This is a genomic window from Jannaschia sp. R86511 (assembly GCF_042466345.1).
Taxonomy (GTDB): domain Bacteria; phylum Actinomycetota; class Actinomycetes; order Actinomycetales; family JBBAYJ01; genus Aquipuribacter.
In genome coordinates, this window is the sequence record NZ_JAXHCD010000001.1 from 121,277 (window position 1) to 139,843 (window position 18,567).

Genomic DNA, 18,567 nt, shown 5'->3' on the forward strand with positions numbered 1-18,567 from the left:
GGTCATCCTCGTCCCATGGCCGCGGTGATCGCGGCCACGTAGTTGCGGGTCTCCGCGAAGGGCGGGACACCGTCGTGGCGCCGGACGTTGCCCGGGCCGGCGTTGTAGGCGGCCAGCGCCAGGTCCAGCGACCCGAAGGCGTCCAGCTGCTGGCGCAGGTAGCGGGCGGCGCCGTCGATGGCCTGGGCCGGGTCCATCGGGTCGACCCCGAGCTCGCGGGCCGTGGCCGGCATGATCTGCATCAGGCCGCGGGCACCGGCGGGGCTGACCGCGTCGGTGCGCATGCCGGACTCCTGGTGCGCCACGGCCTGGAGCAGGCCCACGGGCAGGTCGTAGCGGGTCGTCGCGGCCTGGAACGCCGCGCCCAGGTCCTGCCCGGACGCCCACGCCGGCCGGGCGGCCGCCACCGCGGACGCCGCGGACCCGCCCGAGGCGGGGACCACCCGGCGGATGGTCGTGGTGTCCGGCCAGACGTCGCTGATCATGACGTCGGTGCCCTTGCGGCGCGCGTGCAGCATCTGCCCGTCGCCGACGTAGATGCCGATGTGACGACCGCTGGGCGAGCCCTTGCTGTCGTAGACCAGCAGGTCGCCCGGCCGCGCGTCGGCCATGGACGCGACCTCGGTGCCCACCGAGCGCTGCTCGGCCACGGTGCGCGGCACGGACACGCCCAGGTCCTTGAAGACCCGCTGCACCAGCCCGGAGCAGTCCAGGCCCTTGGCCGGGTCGGTGCCGCCCCACAGGTAGGGCACCCCGAGGTACGTGCGGGCCGCGGCCACGACGTCGGAGCCGGTGGGCCCGCCGCCGCCCGACGGGGTCGGGGACGTCGCCGGCGCGGCGGCCGGGCCACCGGTGGCCGGGGCCGGGGCGCCGGTCCGACCGGAGTCCGTCGTGGCCCCGGGACCCGCCGTCCCCGTCAGCCCGGTCAGCCCCGTGGCCCCGAGGGCCTGGCTGAGCGGCGTCGTGGTCGCCCCGGCCTGCGTGCTGCTCACGGCCGCGCTCAGCGAGCTGGCGAACGAGTCGGCCAGCAGCGGGTCGACCTGGGCCCGTCCGGTCCGGGCGCTCAGCATGTCGATGCGGGAGCTGATGGCCGCGATGCGCGACTGGACCTCGGCCAGGCCGCTCACGGTCGGGTCTCCCGGTGCCGGCGCAGGCTGGTGACGACGTCGTCGAGCTCGGCGGCCTCGGCCTGCTCGCGACGTCGTCGCACCTCTGCGGTGCGCCGCTCCTCCAGCCGCTCGACGGCCTTGAGCCGCATCCGTGCGACGGCGACCAGCTGCTGCTGCTGCTGCGCCACGGCCGTGGCGCTGGCCACAGCGTCGTCGGCGCGCGACAGGTCGCCGAGCAGCCCGGCCCGCCGGGCCAGCGCCAGCCGGGGGTCGCCGTTGGAGTCGAGCAGGTTGGGGTCCCCCTGCAGCCGGCCCACCACCTGGGCGCGGGCGGCCTGGCTGCGGGCCCGGGCGGCCACGGCCGTGGCGACCTCGCGCTCGGCCTCGCGGCGGGCGGCGCGGCGCAGCCCCAGCAGCGAGGTCAGGCTCATGCCGGGCCCGCCGCGTCGGCGATGGCGCGCAGCGCCCGCACGGTGTCGGGCAGCGGGGCCGGCTCCGCCAGCCCCTGGCTGCAGAACACCTCGACGGGCTCCTGCAGGCGCAGGGCCGCGTCGACGTCGGCGTTGCTGCCGGCGACGTACGCCCCGACCTCGACCAGGTCCCGGGCGTCACGGTGCGCGGCCAGCAGCCGGCGCACGCGGGTGGCCGCGGCGAGCTCGTCGGGCGTGCTGATGTGGGGAGCCAGCCGCGAGATCGACCCCAGCACGTCGACGCTGGGGAACCGGCCGGCGGTGGCGATGGCCCGGCTCAGCACGACGTGGCCGTCGAGCACGCCGCGCACGGCGTCGGCGATCGGCTCGTTGTGGTCGTCACCGTCGACCAGGACGGTGTAGACGCCCGTGATGGAGCCACGGGCCAGCGGCCCGGCGCGCTCGAGCAGCCGCGGCAGCATGGCGAACACCGACGGCGGGAAGCCCCGGGTCGCCGGCGGCTCGCCGGCGCTCAGGGCGACCTCGCGCTGGGCGGTGGCGACGCGGGTCAGGCTGTCCATGAGCAGGACGACGTCGGCGCCCTCGGCCGCGAACCCCTCGGCGATGCGGGTGGCGGCGAACGCGGCGCGCAGCCGCAGCAGGGGCGGGTCGTCGGAGGTCGACACGACCACGACGGAGCGGGCCAGGCCCTCGGGGCCCAGGTCGTCCTCGACGAACTGGCGGACCTCGCGGCCGCGCTCGCCCACCAGGGCGATGACGGTGACGGCGGCCTCGTTGTTGCGCGTGATCATCGACAGCAGGCTCGACTTGCCGACGCCGGAGCCGGCGAAGACCCCGATCCGCTGGCCGCGCCCGACCGGGGTGAAGGCGTCCAGGACCCGTACGCCCAGCGGCAGCCGGGCGGTGATGCGGCCGCGCTGCAGCGGGGACGGGGCCGTGGCCTCGACGTCGCCCCAGGCCGTGGTGGCGGGGGCGGGCCGGCCGTCCAGCGGCGCGCCGGTGGGGTCGATGACCCGGCCCAGCAGCTCGCGACCGAGCGGCACCCGGGCGCGGGCGCCGGTGGCGCGGGCGGTCACCCCGACGGCCAGGCCGGCCGTGCCGTGCAGCGGGGTGCAGGACAACCGGGTGCCGTGGGCGGCGACGACCTCGGCCTCCACCGCGTCGTCGCCCTCACCGACCAGGACGATCTCGCCGAGGGCGGCGCGGACGCCGTCGACCTCGACCCCGAGGCCCACCACGGCGCTGACCCGGCCGTCACGGCTGGGGGCGGCCGCCTCGGCGGCGCGGGCCAGGCGCGGGGCCAGCAGCACCCGCAGGGTGTCGGGGCGCGTCGCGCGAGTCACGCCGGGTCCTCCGTCACGGCCTCGACCGCGGCCCGGACGGCGGTCCGCAGCACGTCGGTCACGGTGGTCGCGCCGCTGCGGACGACGACGTCGCCCGCCGCGAGCCGGGAGTCACCCAGGACGACCACGCCCGCGGGCAGGCCGTCGGGCAGCACCCCGGCGCGCTCCAGCAGCCGGACGCCGTCGGGCGCGACGTGCACGGTGGTCGGGGCGCCGGGCTCGGCGGCCTCCAGCGCGCGGCCCAGCCGCGCGACCAGCGTCTCGGCCGTGGGTGCGGCCTCCAGGACGACCTGCTGGGCCAGGGCGGCGGCGGCGCCTGCCACCACGTCCACGAGCTCGGCGGTGTCGATGCGGGCGTCCTCCTCCAGCTGCAGCGCGCCGGCACGCAGCTGCAGCATCAGGTCGTCGACCCGGGCCCGCACGCGCCGCTGCTCGGCCGCGAGGGCGTCGAGCCGCAGCTGCTCCCGGGCCTGGGCCGCGACCGTGGCGCGGCGCAGGCCCTCGCTGTAGCCGGTGGCGTACCCGGCGGCGAAGCCGTCCGCGCGACCGGACCCGCCCGTGCGCTCGGGTCCCGGCACCACGCCGGGGACGAACGCGCGGACCTGGGCGGGCACGGCCGGGCGGTGCGCGAGCAGGCCGGGCGTGAGCAGGTCAGGAGACGAACTCATCGTCACCACCCCGCCGCACGACGATCTGGCCGGACTCCTCGAGCGAGCGGATGATCTGCACGATGGTGGCCTGGGCCTCCTCGACCGCGGACACCCGGACGGAGCCGAGCACCTCGATCTCGTCGACCAGGTCCTGCCGGGCGCGCTCGGAGACGTTGGACAGGACCTTGTCCCGGACGACCTCGGGCACGGACTTGAGCGCCGTGGCCAGGACGACCGAGTCGACCTGCCGCAGCACCATCTGCACGGCGCGGTCCTCGAGGCTGACGATGTCGGCGAAGACGAACAGCCGGGCGCGGACCTCCTCGGCCAGGGCCGGGTCGGTCGCCTCGAGCCCGTCGAGGATGGCGCGCTCGGTGGCGGCGTCGGCGCGGTTGATGACGTCGACCAGGCTCTGCACGCCACCGGTCATCACGTCGCCGGTGCTCTGCGGCAGGACCGAGGAGGTCCGGGCCTTGAGCACGTCCTGCAGCACGTTGAGCGCGTGGGGCTGGAACCGGCCGGTCTTGGCCAGCCGGCGGGCGACGGCCGTCTGGTCCGTGGCCGACAGGCCCGCCATGACGACCGAGGCCTGGTCGGGACGCAGGTGCACCAGCACGGCCGCCAGGGTCTGCGGGTGCTCGCCGCGCAGGATCGACATCAGCTGCTGGGGGTCGACGTCCTGCAGGAACTTCAGCGGGCGCTCGGCCACGGAGCTGGCTATCCGCTTCATGACGTCGCCCGCGTTCTCCTTGCCCAGCGAGCGCTCCAGCACGTCGCGGGCGTAGCCCTCGCCGCCGGCCCCCACGACGCCCTGGCGGACCGCCAGGGAGTGGAACTGGGTGAGGACCTGCCCGGCGATGGTGGGCGACACGTCGCGCAGCCGCACGACCTGGGCCACGAGCTCGTCGAGGTCGGTGCCCTCCATGTGGCGGATGACGTTGGCGGCGCGCTCCTTGCCCAGCATCACCAGCAGGACGGCGGCCTTCTGCAGACCGGACAGGTCCACCGCGGGGGCGGTGGCGCCGGGCGCGACGGTCACGGGCGGGGTCTCGGTGACGGTCATGCGGACCTCCGGTCGGCGAGCCAGGAGCGGAGCAGCTCGGCCACCTCGGCCGGCTCGCGGTCGACGAGGTCGATGACCTCCTCGCGCTGCTGCTGCAGCGCGGCCATCTGCTCGGCCTCGGGGTCGGGCACGGCGGGCAGGGCCTCACGGGGGGCGGGGACCGGCGGCAGCGGGGCCGGCGGGGCGGCCTCCTCGACCGGCTCGTACAGCCCCAGGTCGACGGGCTCGCGCTTCTTGCGGCGCCGCGTGCCCATGATGATCGTGGCGATGACCACCAGCAGGACCAGGCCGGCCAGGACCGCGTTCCAGATCAGCTGCTGCTGCCCGGCCGCGGCCTCGGCCTCGGCCGCGGCGTCGAGCTCGGCCTGCACGGCCTCCGCGTCACCGACGTCGAAGGGCATCTGGGTCACCGACACCACGTCGCCGCGGGCGGCGTCCAGGCCGACGGCGGCCGACACGGTGTCCTGCAGGGCCAGCATGTCGGCGCGGGCCACGGCGTCGCGGTCGACGACCACGGACACGCTCAGCCGCTCGACGGCGCCCGGGGCGGACACGACCCGCTCGGTCACCTTGCCCACCGCGTTGTTGACCGTGGTCGACTCCGACGCGTACGCGGAGTCCGCGCCGCCGGTGCCGTTGGGCACGGCGATGTTGTCCGGGCCGAGCACCCCGGCCTCGCCGTTGCCGGCGCCGGTGTAGTCCTCGGTCTCGATGGTCTGGCTCAGCGGCAGCACGCCGGCCTCGGGGGCCAGGAACCGCTCGGTGGTCGCCTCGGCCTCGTCGAAGTTGAGCCCGGCGGTGACGGTGGCGACCGCGTTGCCGGGGCCGACGACCGTGTCCAGCAGGGCCTGCAGGTCACCGGCCACGCGGGACTCGAACTCCGCGGTCAGCTCGCCGGCCTCGCCGCCGGCGCCGCCGACCGCACCGGCCGCGCCGGAGGCCGACAGCATCGTGCCCTCGTCGTCGACGACGGTGACCGACTCCGGCGTCATGCCCTCGATGGAGCTCGACACCAGGTTGACCACGGCCTGCACCTGGCCCTTGTCCAGGGTGGTGCCGGTCGCGGTGTCGACCAGGACGCTGGCCGTCGGGGTGTCGCTCTCCTCGAGGAACACGTCCTTCTCGGGGATGGCCAGGTGGACCACGGCGGTCTCGACGCCGTCGATCGAGGCGACGGTGCGGGCCAGCTCGCCCTCCATCGCGCGCTGGTAGGCGACCTCCTGCTGGAACTGCGAGGCGGTGACGCCCTGCTCGTCCAGCAGCGAGTAGCCCCCGGTGTCGTCACCGGGCAGGCCGGCGGCCGACATCTGCAGCCGCAGGTCGTAGACCTGCTCGCTGGGCACCAGCACCGTGGCGCCGCCGTCGGCCAGCTCGTAGGGCACCCCGGCGGCCTGCAGCTGCTCGACGACGGCGCCGCCGTCGGCCGAGGACAGCCCGGTGTACAGGGGGCCGAGCTGCGGCGTGCGCTGCAGCTGCACGAACATGACGGCGCCGACCAGCAGCGCGACCGCGACGACGACGCCGATGGTCTTCTGCGCGGCGGGCAGCTCGTTCCACGCGGACTGCGCGCGGCGGGCCTGCTGGGTGGCCTTGACCCGGGGGTCGTTGCTGACCACGGTCTGGCGAGGGCTCACAGCTGCATCCTCATGATCTCGGAGTAGGCGTCGACGGCCTTGTTGCGCAGGGCCACCATCATCTGGGTGGCGAGGGTGGCCTCGGTCGCGGCGATCGTGTACTGGCTCGGGTCGGCGAGCTGGCCGGTGACGGCCTTGACGGCGAGGTCGTCGGCGTTCGCCTGCAGCTGCTGCACCTGGTCCAGCCGGCCGATGGTGGCCTGGCCGGCGCCGGACCCGGCCCCGGCGAGAGCGCCGGCGAACTCGGCCCCCGCGGCGGCGGTGGCGGTCGGGTCGAGCGGGGGCAGCGGGGCGGACAGGGCGCTGACGCCCTCGACCCCGGTGGTGCCGCTGACGCCGGCCACGGCGGCGATCGGCTGGACGCTCACGAGCTGCGCCCGACGTTGATCGCGGCGGAGTAGGCGTCACGGGCGCGGTCGACCACGGCGAGGTTCGCCTGGTACCCGCGCTGGGCCATCATCAGCTGCGCCATCTGGCTGGCCATGTCGATGTCGGGGGTGCGGATGTAGCCCTCCGCGTCGGCGTAGGGGTGGTCGGGGGCGTAGACCATGCGGCCGTTCGGGTCGCCGAGCTCGATGCCCGCGACCTGGGCGCCGCCCACGCCGTCGCCGTACTGCACGGCGCGGGCCACGACGTAGCGGGCCTGGAAGGCGTCCTCGCCGGCGGGGTTGACGGTGTTGATGTTCGACAGGTTGTCGCTGACCGCGTCCAACCACTTGCGGTAGACGCTCACGCCGGAGCCGGCGACGCCGAAGACGGGGAAGGAGGTCACCGGCTCAGCCCATCGTCCGGATCGCGGCCCGGACGACGCCGAACCGGTCGTCGATGGCGCGCAGCGCGAGCTGGTACCGCATGCCCGTGTCGATCGACTGCAGGGTCTCGGTGTCCAGGTTGACGTTGTTGCCGTCCATCCGGGTCGGCTCCAGCGACAGCGCCTGGGTGTGCGCCGTGAGCTCGCGCCGGCCCGATCCGGCGGCCTTGGCGACCGCGTCCTCGAAGGCCACCCGACGGGACTGGAAGCCCGGGGTCTGGATGTTGGCGATGTTGTCGGCGATGGCGCGGCTGCGCGCGCTCAGGCCGGTGACGGCGCTGAACAGGGCGGCACCGGTCACGGACGCGGTCGTGGTCACTTCGGCGGTCTCCTCATGCCTACCCCGGGGATGCGGGGCGGTCAGGGGGGCGGCCGGTCCGTCGGCCTGCGGAGTGAGCGATCCGTGCTCGTACTGGGTGTCGTCCCCGGGGGCCCTGGAGTGGATCGGCCGTTCGGGTGACCGTGGGCCCGGCCGGGCGCGCCTGCCGGCGGCCCCGCTGAGAGAACGCTCAGAGGGCCTGGTCGACGTACATCGGGCGCGAGTGCGGGTCGGAGGGCACGATCCGCTCGACGACGTCCAGGTGGCGTCGTGAGCTGGTCATGGCCGTCGCCAGCCGGCCGGCCAGGGCCAGCTGCCGTTCGAGGATGCGCTCGGCGCGCTCGCGCATGCTGTCGGGCAGCGGGTGCGTCAGGCGGGGTGGGGTCCAGGTCACCGTCGGGGCGGTCTCACCGGGCTCGAGGTGGCTGTCGCGCAGCACGGCCTCGGCCCGCTCGACGTCGAGCTCCAGGTCGTCCAGGGCCCGCTGCCACGCCCGGTCGAAGTCGTCACCGCTGCTGCGGGGGGCGGGCACGCGCCGGGTCTGCTCGCTGGGGTACCCCGGGTGTCCGGTCGGGGCGGCCGCGCCGGGTCCGCGGATCACGAGCGGGTCAGCCGACCACGGAGGTGCGCTGCGGCGGCACCGCGGCGTCGCTGAACGGGTCCCGCCGGGTGGCGACGGCCGGGACCTGGGTGCTGCTCGCGGCCTGGCGCCAGGCGTCCGCCAGCGGCTCGGCGACGCGCCGGCAGGCGGCGGTCCGCTCGGGGTCGTGACCCACGTTGGCGCTGACCAGCTCGCTGAGCAGGAACGAGTACACCGACAGCAGGCCGGGTCCGCCGGACCAGGCGTCGACGTCGAGGCTGCTCATCAGCTCCGACACGATGGCCTGGGCGTGCACGAGCTGCTCCGACGCCGCGGCGTGGCGGCCCGCGCGCTGCTCGGCCTCGCCCCGCTCCATGTCCAGCAGCAGGCGGTCGAACAGCTTGACCAGCAGCTGCGACGGGCTGGCGGTGCTCAGCGAGTCGTCGGTGAAGCGGCCGAGCCGGGCGGCGGTGGTCCGCGCGCCGGCGAACCCGAAGGCGGCGGCGCTCACGAGCCGTTGCCCAGGTTGGCCTGCAGGCCGGCCAGCTGGCCGGACAGCCAGCTGGACTGCGACTGCAGCTTGCCCAGCGCGACCTCCAGACCGGTGAACTGGCGCTGCAGGATGGTCCGGCGGACCTCGAGGCGGCGGTCCCAGGAGTCGATGGCCGTCTGCAGGTCCTTGCTGCGCTGCTCGCGACCCTGCACGGCGCTGGTGATGGTGCCGCTCTCGGCGTTCGTGGCCCGCTCGAGGACGGCCGTGAGCCGGGTGGCCAGCCCGTCCCGGGGGGTGCTCACCCCGTCGACGGTCGTGGCGGCGGGCGCGATGAACGCCCGGGTGGCCTGCGGGTCCCGGGCGTAGGCGTCGGCGAACGCGGCCTCGTCGAAGACGAGCCGCCCGGTGCGGGTGGTCTGGATGCCGACCTCGGCCGCGGAGCGCCCGCCGAGGGCGTCGGAGGCGGCGCGCAGCAGGTCGTTGCCGATCGAGCGCACCATGGTGTCGGCGGACAGCGGCGCGCGCGTGGTGGCGGCGGGGTCGTTCTTGGTCTGGGTGGCGATCTCGTCCAGGGCCGCGTTGACGGCGTCGACGACGGCCTTGACCGCGGCCGTGGTCTTGGCCTGGTCCGAGGCGACGGTCACCGTGCTGGGGCCGGTCCCGGTCAGGTTCACGGTGACCCCGGGCAGGATGTCGGCCACGGTGTTGCTGGCCGAGGTGCCGCGGATGCCGTCGACCTCGTAGACCGCGTCGACGCCGGCGACCGTGGGGTCCATGGCGATCGTCAGGCCGGAGGTGACGGCCGCGGGGGTGCCCGCGCCGGTCTCCTTGGCCTGCAGCTGCAGGGTGTAGGTGTCCGCGCCGGTCCGCACCGCGACGGCGGTCAGACCGGTGTCGGGGGTGTCGTTGATGGCGGCGATGACGTCGGCGAGCGAGCCCGACCGGGGCGTGACGGTGACCTCGACGCCCTTGGCGTTGAGGATCGTCAGCGGGCCGCCGTCGGTGACGGTGGCGTCCAGGCGGTGGCTCTCGGTCGACCGGGTCCGCGCGGCGGTGGCCAGCGAGAGGACGTCGATCGTCGCCTTGCCGGCCAGGGCCGACGTGCCGGACGTCGCGGTGAGCGAGGTCCCGGTCACGGTGGACGTCTTGGCGTCCCAGGTGGCGTCCTTGGTCAGGGCCGCGATGGCGGTCTCGGCCGACTTGAGCCGGCTGGCGACGACCTGGAACGCGGTGACGCTGCTGGTCTGGTTGCGCAGGGTGGTCTTGAGCTGCTGCTGCGGGATCGCCTCGACCTGCATCAGCTGGTTGATCAGGGTGGTCGTGTCGAGGCCGCTGGCGAGGCCGTCGATGCCGAAGGTGCCCATCGCTGGCGGTCCTCTCTGCTGGTTCGGGTGGGGCGGGCGGGGTTGGAGCCCGACCGCCGGGGACCTGGGTGCGGTCCCCGGCGGTCGGTGGTTCAGGTGCTCGTGCTGCTACCGGGGGTTACCGGGATCAGCGCAGCAGGGACAGGACGCCCTGGGGGGCCTGGTTGGCCTGCGCGAGCATGGCGGTACCGGCCTGCGACAGGATCTGGGACTTGGTGAAGTTGACCATCTCCAGCGCCATGTCGGTGTCGCGGATGCGGCTCTCGGACGCCGACAGGTTCTCGACGGCGACGTTGAGGTTCTTGATGGTGTGGTCGAAGCGGTTCTGGACCGCACCGAGCTCCGCACGGGTGGTGGAGACCGTCTTGATGGCCTCGTCGATCGCCGTGATGGCGCCCTCGGCACCCGTGGCCTGCTTGACCGTCATGACCTCGGTCGAGTCGGTCGGGGCGGCGGCCTGGGTGACCGTCAGACCGGTGGCGGTGCCGGCCAGGGTGACCGCACCGGTGCCGAACTTGGCGTCCACAGCGGACTGCAGGTTGGCCAGCTTGGCGGTCTCGTCGTCCCCGGAGGCGTGCTTGACCGAGGACAGGTCGACCGTCTTGCCACCGATGGAGATGCTGCCGCTGAGGCCGTCGAAGCCCTCGGAGGCGGTCAGGTCGTTGGTGCTGCCGACGGTGTAGACACCGGCGGTGGCGGCCGTCACGTCGGACGCGGTGGTCTCGGTGACGTCCGAGCCCACGCCCGCGGCGGTCACGTCGACGCCGGCCACGCCGAGCCCGGTGGCGCCCATGGAGGTGCCGACCTTGACGCTGATGCTCTCGCCGACGTTGGCGCCGACCTGGAACTTGCCGTCGTAGTTGCCGTCGAGCAGCTTGGCGCCGTTGAACTGGGTGGTGTCGGCGATGCGGGACAGCTCGTCCTTCAGCTGCGAGAGCTCGGACTGGATGTTGCCCTTGGCGTCGGAGGACAGGCCGCCGGAGTTGGCACCCTGGACCGACAGGTCGCGCATGCGCTGCAGGATGGCGTGCGTCTCGGTGAGCGCACCCTCAGCGGTCTGGACGACGGAGATGCCGTCCTGGGCGTTGCGGACGGCGACCTTCAGGCCACCGACCTGCGAGCGCAGGCCCTCGGAGATGGCCAGGCCGGCCGCGTCGTCCGCCGCGCGGTTGATGCGGAAGCCGCTGGACAGCTTCTCCAGCGACTTCTCCATGTTGCCCTGGGTGACGGACAGGTTGCGGTAGGAGTTGAACGCCGCGATGTTGTTGTTGATCTGAAGACCCATGATCTGTGTTCCTCCGTGATGTTGGTGTGGACTCGGCCTTCCGTGGCCAGGATGTGGATCGGCGGTGCGGGTCAGGACCTGAGCGTCAGGTCCTCCTCAGGAGCGGTCTCACCCGGTCGCAGCAGCACGGGGCGCGACGAGGCCCGTGAGCACGGCGGAGCCGGCGGCGATGCTGGCCCGGGAGTCGGAGGCGGCGGCGACGGCCGCGGCATAGGCGGCCTCGCGGCGGTTGACCACGCGACCCCCCTGGACGGGCATGGTGACGGCCGACGCACCGGCCGGGGCGGGTGCCCCCGCGTCCTGCGCCTCGACGGCCTCCAGCGCGGCGCGCAGCAGGGCGACGCCCTCGGCGCGCAGCTGCGAGACCCGGGACTCGGTGACGCCCAGGCGCACGGCGATGGCGGCCATCGGCTCCTCGTCCAGGTAGTGCCCGCGGACGGCCTCCCGGACGCGGTCCGGCAGCAGGTCGACCGCCCGGCGCAGGCGGCCCAGGTGCTCGGCCAGCACGACGTGGTCCTCCGGGGACAGGCCCGGGTCGCGCAGCGAGTCCTGCACGCTGCGGGCGGAGTCCGGGGCGGCGGCCACCTCCTCCAGGCTGGTCAGGTACGAGCGGTGGGTCTCGGCCCGCACCCGGTGCACCTGGCCGGGGTCGACGCCCAGGGCGTCGGCGAGCTCGTCGACGCTGGGGGTGCGGCCCAGGGCGGCCGTCAGCGTCTCGGTGGTCTCGGCCGTCTGGCGGGCCCGGGACCGGGCCCCGCGGCTGGCCCAGTCGACGGCACGCAGCTCGTCGACGATGGCCCCCCGCACGCGGGTGCGGGCGTGGGCGGTGAACGGGACACCGGTCTCGGGCCGCCACGAGCGCGCGGCCTGCAGCAGACCCTCCACGCCGGCCCCGGCCAGGTCGTCACGGTCCACGTGCGAGGGGACGCGCGACATCACCTCGCCGACGCAGTGACCGACCAGGGGCAGGTTGGCGACGACGAGGGCGTCGACGTCGACGTCCGTCGGGCTGTGGCTCGGCGTGGTGTCGCGGGCGCCCGGCGGGACCAGGGCGGCGAAGGGATGGCTCGGCACCCGCAGTTCGTCGTCGGGGCCCGGGTGGGCCTTGAGGGGCCGAACGGGGGTACCTGGTGCGCCGAACGGGTGAGCAGGCCCGCGCGCCTCCTTCGATCGACGGAGTCCCCTCAGGTCGCGGGGCCCACCGCCGAACAGCACCGGGAACGACGGTGAGGCCGTCGTCGGTCGAGGTGCGCTCGTCGGAGGCACCGGAGGAGGTGTACAGGTGGCACTCGCGGACTTCTGCCGCATCCTGTGGCGCGAACGAGAGCTCCTCGAGCTCCTGCTGTTCAAGCTGGAGGAGGAACAGCTCGTGCTGGCCTCCGGCCGGGCGCGCTGGCTGGCCCACGCCACCCGTGAGGTCGAGGCGGTCCTGGACCAGATCCGGGACTCCGAGCGCGTGCGCACCCTGGAGACCGACGTCGTCGCGATGGAGCTGGGGCTGGCCCCCGGACCGTCGCTCATCGCGATCGCCCGCACCGCCCCGGAGCCGTACGCGGCCATGCTCCTGTCGCACCGCGACGCGTTCCTCACCCTGACCGCGGAGATCACCGAGCTGGCCCAGGCCAACCGCCGGCTGCTGCACGAGGGCATGGTCGGGCTCAGCGAGGCCCTGGCCGCCGTCGAGGAGCCGGCCCAGACGTACGGCCCGGCCGCATCCCGCACCCTCCCCCGCCAGAGCGCGGGCCGACTCGTGGACGAGGCACTCTGATGTCGAGCTTCGCAGGACTGCACACCGCCCTGTCCGGGCTGGTGGCCCAGCGCTACGGCCTGGACACCACCGGCGCGAACGTGGCCAACGCCAACACGCCGGGCTACTCCCGCCAGCGGGTGGCCATGGACCCGACCAACCCCTCCTCGACCGGTACGGCGCTGTTCTCGCGCTGGGACGGCCCCGGCACCGGGGTCCGGGTCACCGACCTGCAGCGCGTGACCGACGAGCTGGTCGCCGCGCGGGTCCGCACGGAGCGCTCCACCGCCCAGTTCATGGACGTGGACCGCACCGCGTGGGCCCGGCTCGAGGTGTCGCTGGGCGAGCCCGGCGACACGGGGCTCACGTCGCGGCTGTCGACCATGTGGGCGTCGTTCCAGGACCTGGGCAACAACCCCGGCAGCGAGGCCGCCCGCACCCAGGTGCTGCAGGCCGCCCGCGGGGTCACCGACTCCCTCGGCGCCAGCGCCGCCGGCGTCGAGCGGGCGTGGAACGACCAGCACAGCGCGCTGAAGCTCGCCCTGGACGAGGTCAACACCACGTCCGCGGCCGTCGCCGACCTGAACACCGCCATCCGGGAGGCCACCGCCGGCGGCCAGGCCCCCAACGAGCTGCTCGACCAGCGCGACGCCCTCGTCATCCGGCTCAGCGAGCTGACCGGGGGCCAGGTCCGCGCCGGCGAGCTCAACACCGTCGACGTCTTCGTGGGCGGCACGGCCGTCGTCCGGGGCGGCCGGGCCACCGAGCTGTCCGTCGGGGCCGGCGGAGCCGGCGATCTGGCGGCCGTGCGGGCCGGCGGGGCCGTGGGCGTGACCGGCATCGGCGGCAGCGGGGTCGACGTGCCCGGCGGTCGGATCGGTGCCGTCCTGGTCGGGCTCAACTCGACCTGGCCCGGGGTGATGGACTCCCTGGACGCGGCCGCCGTCGACGTCGCCACGCAGGTCAACGCCGTCCACGTGACGGGCGCCGGCCTCGACGGGGTGACCGGTCGCGACTTCTTCACCGGCACCACCGCAGCGGGCCTGACGGTCGCCCTGACCGACACCGACCACGTCGCGGCGGCCGTGCCCGGTGGCGGTGTCCTGGACGCCACCATCGCCGACCGCCTCGGGGCGATCGGCCAGCAGGCGGGCTCCCCCGACGCCGGCTGGCGGCGGTTCGTGGCCGACGTCGGCGCCCAGGCGCAGGCGGCGACGCGCCGCTCGACCGCGCAGTCGGTGGTGGTGGGCGACGTCATGGCCGCCCGCGAGGCCGTCTCCGGCGTCGACATCGACGAGGAGCTCACGAACATGGTCATGTTCCAGCGCGCCTACGAGGGGTCGGCGCGCATGCTGACCGCCGTGGACCAGGCGCTCGACACCCTGATCAACCGCACAGGACTGGTGGGTCGCTGATGTTCCGGATCACGCAACGCTCGATGGCCGACACGACGTACGCGAACCTGCAGGCGTCGCTGGGCCGCTCGTCCACGCTGCAGGAGCAGCTGTCCAGCGGCAAGCAGATCAGCCGCCCGTCGGACAACCCCATCGGGGCCAACGACATCATGCAGCTGAAGGCCGAACGGGTCGCGACGGCGCAGTACATCCGCAACGCGGAGAACGGCGTCTCGTGGCTGGACACCGCCGACAACGCGATCCAGCTGTCCTCGGCCGCGCTGCGCCAGGCCCGCGACCTGACGGTGCGGGGGGGCAACGCCGCCCTGGGCCAGCCGGGCCGGGACGCCATCGCCGCCGAGCTGCGGGGGGTCCGCGAGAGCATGGTCGAGCTGGCCAACACCCAGTACCTGGGTCGGCCCGTGTTCGGTGGCACCACCGACGGCCCGGTCGCCTTCGACGCCACCGGCGCCTACGTCGGCAGCCCGACCGGCACGGTGGAGCGTCGCATCGGGGCCGAGTCGGTCGTCCGGGTGGACGTCGACGGTCGCGCGGCCTTCGGTGACGGCCCCGACAGCGTCATCGCCCGCATCGACGCCGTCATCGCGGACCTGGCCACCGGTCAGCCCGTCGACGGCCGCCTGGCCGAGCTCGACGACTCGCTCGACCGGCTGCTGGGCGCCGCCTCGGACGTCGGCGCCCGCACCAACCGGATCGAGAACCTCAAGCTCAAGGCGGAGGACGCGGCCATCACGCTGCGCTCCTCGCAGTCGCAGATCGAGGACGTCGACCTGCCCAAGACCATCCTGGAGCTGCAGCTGCAGTCCACCGCCTACCAGGCGGCGCTCGGGGCCACCGCCCGGGTGCTCCAGCCCACGCTGCTGGACTTCCTGCGATGACGTGCTTGGCTGGGACGATGAGCGACAGCGTCCCCACCGACACCCCGGCCGAGGACGCGCGCCTGGTCCACCTGGTGCACCCGCTGCCGGGCCTGCCCGGGCGCAGCGAGTACCGGCTGCGTGGCCTGGAGGCCTCCGGCGTGCTGTTCTCGCTGGAGTCCCTGGACGGCGAGGTGTCGCTGCTGCTGGCCGCCCCGTGGGCGTTCTTCCCGGACTACGCGCCGGTGCTGAGCGACGAGGACGTGGACCTGCTGGGCCTGACCGGTGCCGCCGACGCGCTGCTGTTCGTCGTGCTGACCCCCGGCGAGACCGCGGCCGGCTCCACGGCCAACCTGCTGGCCCCGCTGGTCCTCAACCAGGTCGACGACCGGGCGGTGCAGGTGCTGCTGACCGGCAGCGAGCTGCCCGTGCGGGCCCCGCTCGCCGCCTGAGGGCCACGCCCGACCGTCGCCGGACGCGCGCCGCCGGGCTCAGGTGTCGGTGCGGGTGACCTTGCGCAGGCCGCGCGGCGCGTCGGGGTCCAGGCCCAGCACGAGCGCGGCCCGCTCGATGGCCAGCTGCAGCGGCACCACGGTGCCCAGCGGCGTGAGCACCTCGGGCAGGTCCGGGCCGGCCACGGCCACGTCGACCGCCGCCGCGAACCCGGCGTCCCCGCCGACGCCCACGGTGCGGGCGCCGCGGTCGCGCAGCTCGCGCGCGAGCTCGGTCATGGCGCCGGTGAGCGGTCCGTCGGCCGCCGACACCAGGACGGCCAGCACGTCGTCGTCGACCACGGCGATGGGGCCGTGGCGCAGGTCGGCGTAGGACAGGCCGCGGACCGGACGCAGGCAGGTCTCCTCCAGCTTGAGCGCGACCTCCAGGGCCGTGCCCATGAGCAGGCCGCGGCCGCTGACCAGCGGGTGGCGCGACGCGCTGAGCGCGGCGGCCGCCTCGTCGACGCCCTGCTGCTGCTCCACCAGCCGGGCCACGACGTCCGGCACCCGGGCGATGTCCGCGTCGAGCGAGGTGACCTCGGGCGCCAGGGCCGTGCCGAGGACGACCATGGCCGCCAGCTGCGTCAGGTAGGACTTGGTCGCGGGCACGGCGAGCTCGGGCCCGGCCTGGGTCTGCAGCGCCAGGTCGGCCGTGCGCAGCAGCGGCGAGCCGGGCACGTTGGCCACGGCGACCGTCGCGGCCCCGCGCCGGGCCGCCCACTGCTGGGTGGCGACGATCTCCTCGGTGGCGCCGGACTGCGACACGCTGACCACCAGGGTGTCGTCCAGGTCCAGCTCGACCCCGTTGCCGTCCGGGCCGTAGTGGGTGGCCAGGCTCGGCGCCGCCATGGACCCGCGCACGCCGGCGTGCGCACCCAGCAGGTAACGGCCGTAGACGGCGGCGTTGTCGCTGGAGCCGCGGGCCACGAGCATCACGTGGCGGCGACCCTCGAACAGCCGGCGCAGGTCCTCGCGCAGCGGCAGCAAGGCCTCGAACGTGGCCGCCAGCGCCTGCGGCTGCTCGGCGATCTCGCGCGCCATGTGGGTCGGGGCGGTCGCCTCGGCCGTCGTCCCCCCGCCCCGGCTCACGGCCGGGCGCCTTCCTCCGCGTCCTCGACCACGCGGATCGAGACCACGTCCTCGATCACGGGGTTGCTGAGCATCGACTCCGCGGCCTCCCGGACCCGGGCCACGGTCGCCTCGTCGGCGACCTCGACCGTCACCTCGAACCGCTTGCCCTGCCGCACCTCGGTCAGACCGGTGTAGCCCAGCCGGCCCAGCGCGTGGGTGATGGCGGCGCCCTGCGGGTCCAGGATCTCCGGCTTGGGCATGACATCGACGACGAGGCGCGGCATGGGCCGAGCCTAGTGGTGGCCGGCGGACGCCGGGCCGGGGCCGCCGGGGGCGGGCGGGTAGGCGACGAACTCGTGGCCGAACAGCACGACGGGCGTGTCCGGCAGCACGTCGTCCCCGCCGCGGGCGCTCCAGACGTCGACCAGGGCCGGGGGCGGGCCGGTCCGGCGGGCCCGGACCACCTGACGGTGGGTGAGCAGCGCCGCGACGGACACCCCCCACACCACCAGCAACGGGACCAGGGCCGCCCAGCTGGTGTCGCCCCCCCAGGTACCCGGGGGTCCCCAGCCGGTCAGGGCGGCGAACGCCTGACCCAGGGGCAGCGCGGCCGCCAGCAGCGGCAGCACCGCCGCCGCGACCGCGACCGGCACCACCAGCAGCAGCGGCACGGGGACCAGGCGGCGCCAGGGCTGCGCGGGCCGGTCGGCCAGGCGCCGCCCCACCCGGGCCGGCATGGCCACCAGGGGGACGACGGTGCTCGTCAGGAGCAGGACCAGGGGGACGAGCCCGGTCGAACCGAAGGGGGCGAGGTCGAGGTCGGGGGTTCCGGGCGCGCCTGCCCACCACCACCAGGCCGTCACGGCGAGCAGGGGCGGGGCCGTCACCAGCGGGGCCAGCGCCGCCCACAGCAGCCGGTCGGTCCACGCCCAGCGGACCCGGGGCTGCCAGGGCACCGACCCGTCGAAGCTGGTGGCGACCTGCTGCTGCCGGTCGACGTCGGCCAGCTGGCGCAGCACCGTCCGCCGCCGCCAGCGCATGGGCCAGGCGAGGCTCATGTAGGCCACCACGACCACGGGCAGCAGCAACCACCAGGACAACCACCGCCCCCCGGTCCAGGTCGCCGTCAGCAGGAAGGCGAGGGCGACGAGCCCGGGGAAGCCGAGCACCGCCTGCCGGAAGCCCCAGAACCGGCCGTTCAGGTCGTCCAGCAGCCACTCGCGGTGCGCCCGGCCGGGCAGAGTGTCGTTCCAGCGCCACAGCAGCCAGGCGACGAACCGCGGCCGGGTGCGCCAGCGGTAGGCCAGCGCGCCGCGCGCCAGGTCCAGCCCGGTCCTCGCCCGCACCCGCCGCGCCCCGGCGGGCCGGGTGTCCAGCAGCAGCCCCAGCACCTCGTCCTCGCGGGCGCGCCGCCAGCGCGGCGGGTAGGCGCGCAGCCACCGCCGCGCGTCGGCCGCGTAGGCCTGCTCGTCCGGGCCGGCGGCCCCGTCCGTCGTCGGTCCGCTCATGCGCTCCCCCACGCCTCCTCCTGCTGCCCCGTCGCGCGCAGCCGGCCGCGCACGGCCAGCACCACCTGCTCCCGGCGGGCGGTCTCCTCGTCGAGGACCGTCGTCCCGGCGTCGGTCAGCCGGTAGTAGCGCCGCAGCCGGCCGGCCACGCGCTCCTCGCCGTCGGGCGCCACCAGGCCGGCCTGGCCCAGGCGGTCCAGCGCGCCGTAGAGCGTCCCCGCCCCCAGCGTCACCGCCCCGTCGGTGAGCGCACCGACGACCCGCACGACGTCGTAGCCGTGCCGCCGACCGCCCGACAGGGCGGCCAGCACCAGGTACGGGACGTCGCCCAGCGGGGTCGGCACCTAGGCAATGTATCGCGGCGCGATGCATCCGTCGACGACCTGTCCGTCG

22 protein-coding genes are annotated in these 18,567 nt (G+C 75.1%); 4 read left to right on the forward strand and 18 right to left on the reverse strand.

The features are described from left to right. Positions 1–2: 2 nt before the first annotated feature. The 14 genes from SJY06_RS00610 to SJY06_RS00675 all read right to left on the reverse strand — a co-directional run bounded on the left by SJY06_RS00610 (position 3) and on the right by SJY06_RS00675 (position 12,156). Positions 3–1,127, reverse strand: a complete 1,125-nt coding sequence (locus SJY06_RS00610; protein WP_380163574.1) for a transglycosylase SLT domain-containing protein — start codon at positions 1,125–1,127, stop codon at positions 3–5. Continuing rightward, positions 1,124–1,540 (reverse strand): hypothetical protein, encoded by a 417-nt coding sequence (locus tag SJY06_RS00615; protein WP_380163576.1) that lies wholly within the window; start codon positions 1,538–1,540, stop codon positions 1,124–1,126. The genes SJY06_RS00610 and SJY06_RS00615 overlap by 4 nt, the downstream gene beginning before the upstream one ends. Continuing rightward, a complete protein-coding gene (locus SJY06_RS00620) occupies positions 1,537–2,883 on the reverse strand; it encodes a FliI/YscN family ATPase (protein WP_380163578.1) in 1,347 nt (448 codons plus the stop codon). The genes SJY06_RS00615 and SJY06_RS00620 overlap by 4 nt, the downstream gene beginning before the upstream one ends. Beyond that, positions 2,880–3,551, reverse strand: a complete 672-nt coding sequence (locus SJY06_RS00625; RefSeq protein ID WP_380163580.1) for a hypothetical protein — start codon at positions 3,549–3,551, stop codon at positions 2,880–2,882. Before SJY06_RS00625 ends, SJY06_RS00620 begins: the two co-directional genes overlap by 4 nt. Continuing rightward, positions 3,535–4,596, reverse strand: coding sequence for a flagellar motor switch protein FliG (gene fliG / locus SJY06_RS00630; protein ID WP_380163582.1), 1,062 nt, complete (start codon positions 4,594–4,596; stop codon positions 3,535–3,537). Before fliG ends, SJY06_RS00625 begins: the two co-directional genes overlap by 17 nt. Then, entirely contained in the window at positions 4,593–6,230 is a 1,638-nt protein-coding gene (fliF, locus tag SJY06_RS00635) for a flagellar basal-body MS-ring/collar protein FliF (RefSeq protein WP_380163584.1), read from the reverse strand. The genes fliG and fliF overlap by 4 nt, the downstream gene beginning before the upstream one ends. Beyond that, complete coding sequence (locus tag SJY06_RS00640; RefSeq protein ID WP_380163586.1) at positions 6,227–6,598, reverse strand: flagellar hook-basal body complex protein FliE; 372 nt, start codon at positions 6,596–6,598, stop codon at positions 6,227–6,229. Before SJY06_RS00640 ends, fliF begins: the two co-directional genes overlap by 4 nt. Beyond that, positions 6,595–7,002: a flagellar basal body rod protein FlgC gene (locus tag SJY06_RS00645; protein ID WP_380163588.1), complete on the reverse strand. Its 408-nt coding sequence runs from the start codon at positions 7,000–7,002 to the stop codon at positions 6,595–6,597. Before SJY06_RS00645 ends, SJY06_RS00640 begins: the two co-directional genes overlap by 4 nt. A 4-nt stretch (positions 7,003–7,006) precedes the next feature. Further along, positions 7,007–7,360 carry a flagellar basal body rod protein FlgB gene (locus SJY06_RS00650; RefSeq protein WP_380163590.1) on the reverse strand — a complete coding sequence of 118 codons (354 nt, stop codon included), beginning with the start codon at positions 7,358–7,360 and terminating at the stop codon, positions 7,007–7,009. A 190-nt stretch (positions 7,361–7,550) separates the two neighbouring features. Continuing rightward, positions 7,551–7,892: a hypothetical protein gene (locus SJY06_RS00655; RefSeq protein ID WP_380163592.1), complete on the reverse strand. Its 342-nt coding sequence runs from the start codon at positions 7,890–7,892 to the stop codon at positions 7,551–7,553. Between the two features lie 76 nt (positions 7,893–7,968). Further along, positions 7,969–8,451 carry a flagellar export chaperone FliS gene (gene fliS, locus SJY06_RS00660; RefSeq protein ID WP_380163594.1) on the reverse strand — a complete coding sequence of 161 codons (483 nt, stop codon included), beginning with the start codon at positions 8,449–8,451 and terminating at the stop codon, positions 7,969–7,971. Then, positions 8,448–9,797: a flagellar filament capping protein FliD gene (fliD, locus tag SJY06_RS00665; protein WP_380163596.1), complete on the reverse strand. Its 1,350-nt coding sequence runs from the start codon at positions 9,795–9,797 to the stop codon at positions 8,448–8,450. Before fliD ends, fliS begins: the two co-directional genes overlap by 4 nt. Before the next feature lie 127 nt (positions 9,798–9,924). After that, positions 9,925–11,082, reverse strand: coding sequence for a flagellin (locus tag SJY06_RS00670; protein WP_380163598.1), 1,158 nt, complete (start codon positions 11,080–11,082; stop codon positions 9,925–9,927). Positions 11,083–11,190: 108 nt separating this feature from the next. Continuing rightward, positions 11,191–12,156, reverse strand: coding sequence for a sigma-70 family RNA polymerase sigma factor (locus SJY06_RS00675; protein WP_380163600.1), 966 nt, complete (start codon positions 12,154–12,156; stop codon positions 11,191–11,193). Positions 12,157–12,364: 208 nt separating this feature from the next. On the opposite strand from SJY06_RS00675, the gene flgN reads away from it, so the two are divergent. Genes flgN through fliW form a run of 4 tightly spaced genes read left to right on the forward strand, consistent with a single transcriptional unit; the run spans position 12,365 to position 15,553 of the window. Beyond that, positions 12,365–12,850 (forward strand): flagellar export chaperone FlgN, encoded by a 486-nt coding sequence (gene flgN / locus SJY06_RS00680; protein WP_380163602.1) that lies wholly within the window; start codon positions 12,365–12,367, stop codon positions 12,848–12,850. Continuing rightward, positions 12,850–14,244, forward strand: a complete 1,395-nt coding sequence (gene flgK, locus SJY06_RS00685; RefSeq protein ID WP_380163604.1) for a flagellar hook-associated protein FlgK — start codon at positions 12,850–12,852, stop codon at positions 14,242–14,244. Before flgN ends, flgK begins: the two co-directional genes overlap by 1 nt. A 23-nt stretch (positions 14,245–14,267) precedes the next feature. After that, the gene (locus SJY06_RS00690; RefSeq protein WP_380163606.1) at positions 14,268–15,122 is read left to right on the forward strand and encodes a flagellin; all 855 of its coding nucleotides are present in this window, start codon (positions 14,268–14,270) and stop codon (positions 15,120–15,122) included. Positions 15,123–15,139: 17 nt separating this feature from the next. Then, positions 15,140–15,553: a flagellar assembly protein FliW gene (fliW, locus tag SJY06_RS00695; protein WP_380163608.1), complete on the forward strand. Its 414-nt coding sequence runs from the start codon at positions 15,140–15,142 to the stop codon at positions 15,551–15,553. Positions 15,554–15,592: 39 nt separating this feature from the next. Here the strand turns inward: fliW and SJY06_RS00700 are convergent, their stop codons facing one another. Genes SJY06_RS00700 through SJY06_RS00715 form a run of 4 tightly spaced genes read right to left on the reverse strand, consistent with a single transcriptional unit; the run spans position 15,593 to position 18,518 of the window. Beyond that, positions 15,593–16,684 carry an SIS domain-containing protein gene (locus SJY06_RS00700; protein ID WP_380163610.1) on the reverse strand — a complete coding sequence of 364 codons (1,092 nt, stop codon included), beginning with the start codon at positions 16,682–16,684 and terminating at the stop codon, positions 15,593–15,595. After that, positions 16,681–16,950: a phosphoribosylformylglycinamidine synthase subunit PurS gene (purS, locus tag SJY06_RS00705; RefSeq protein WP_380163612.1), complete on the reverse strand. Its 270-nt coding sequence runs from the start codon at positions 16,948–16,950 to the stop codon at positions 16,681–16,683. Before purS ends, SJY06_RS00700 begins: the two co-directional genes overlap by 4 nt. 9 nt (positions 16,951–16,959) lie before the next feature. Further along, positions 16,960–18,174 carry a hypothetical protein gene (locus SJY06_RS00710; protein ID WP_380163614.1) on the reverse strand — a complete coding sequence of 405 codons (1,215 nt, stop codon included), beginning with the start codon at positions 18,172–18,174 and terminating at the stop codon, positions 16,960–16,962. Further along, positions 18,171–18,518: a PadR family transcriptional regulator gene (locus SJY06_RS00715; RefSeq protein ID WP_380163616.1), complete on the reverse strand. Its 348-nt coding sequence runs from the start codon at positions 18,516–18,518 to the stop codon at positions 18,171–18,173. The genes SJY06_RS00710 and SJY06_RS00715 overlap by 4 nt, the downstream gene beginning before the upstream one ends. Positions 18,519–18,567 lie beyond the last annotated feature (49 nt).

Coding starts and splice junctions, on each gene's coding strand:
- SJY06_RS00615 (WP_380163576.1), bottom strand. CDS start 1,540: ATGAGCCTGACCTCGCTGCTGGGGCTGCGCCGCGCCGCCCGCCGCGAG.
- SJY06_RS00625 (WP_380163580.1), bottom strand. CDS start 3,551: ATGAGTTCGTCTCCTGACCTGCTCACGCCCGGCCTGCTCGCGCACCGC.
- fliG (WP_380163582.1), bottom strand. CDS start 4,596: ATGACCGTCACCGAGACCCCGCCCGTGACCGTCGCGCCCGGCGCCACC.
- fliD (WP_380163596.1), bottom strand. CDS start 9,797: ATGGGCACCTTCGGCATCGACGGCCTCGCCAGCGGCCTCGACACGACC.
- SJY06_RS00670 (WP_380163598.1), bottom strand. CDS start 11,082: ATGGGTCTTCAGATCAACAACAACATCGCGGCGTTCAACTCCTACCGC.
- flgK (WP_380163604.1), top strand. CDS start 12,850: ATGTCGAGCTTCGCAGGACTGCACACCGCCCTGTCCGGGCTGGTGGCC.
- SJY06_RS00690 (WP_380163606.1), top strand. CDS start 14,268: ATGGCCGACACGACGTACGCGAACCTGCAGGCGTCGCTGGGCCGCTCG.
- fliW (WP_380163608.1), top strand. CDS start 15,140: ATGAGCGACAGCGTCCCCACCGACACCCCGGCCGAGGACGCGCGCCTG.
- purS (WP_380163612.1), bottom strand. CDS start 16,950: ATGCCGCGCCTCGTCGTCGATGTCATGCCCAAGCCGGAGATCCTGGAC.
- SJY06_RS00710 (WP_380163614.1), bottom strand. CDS start 18,174: ATGAGCGGACCGACGACGGACGGGGCCGCCGGCCCGGACGAGCAGGCC.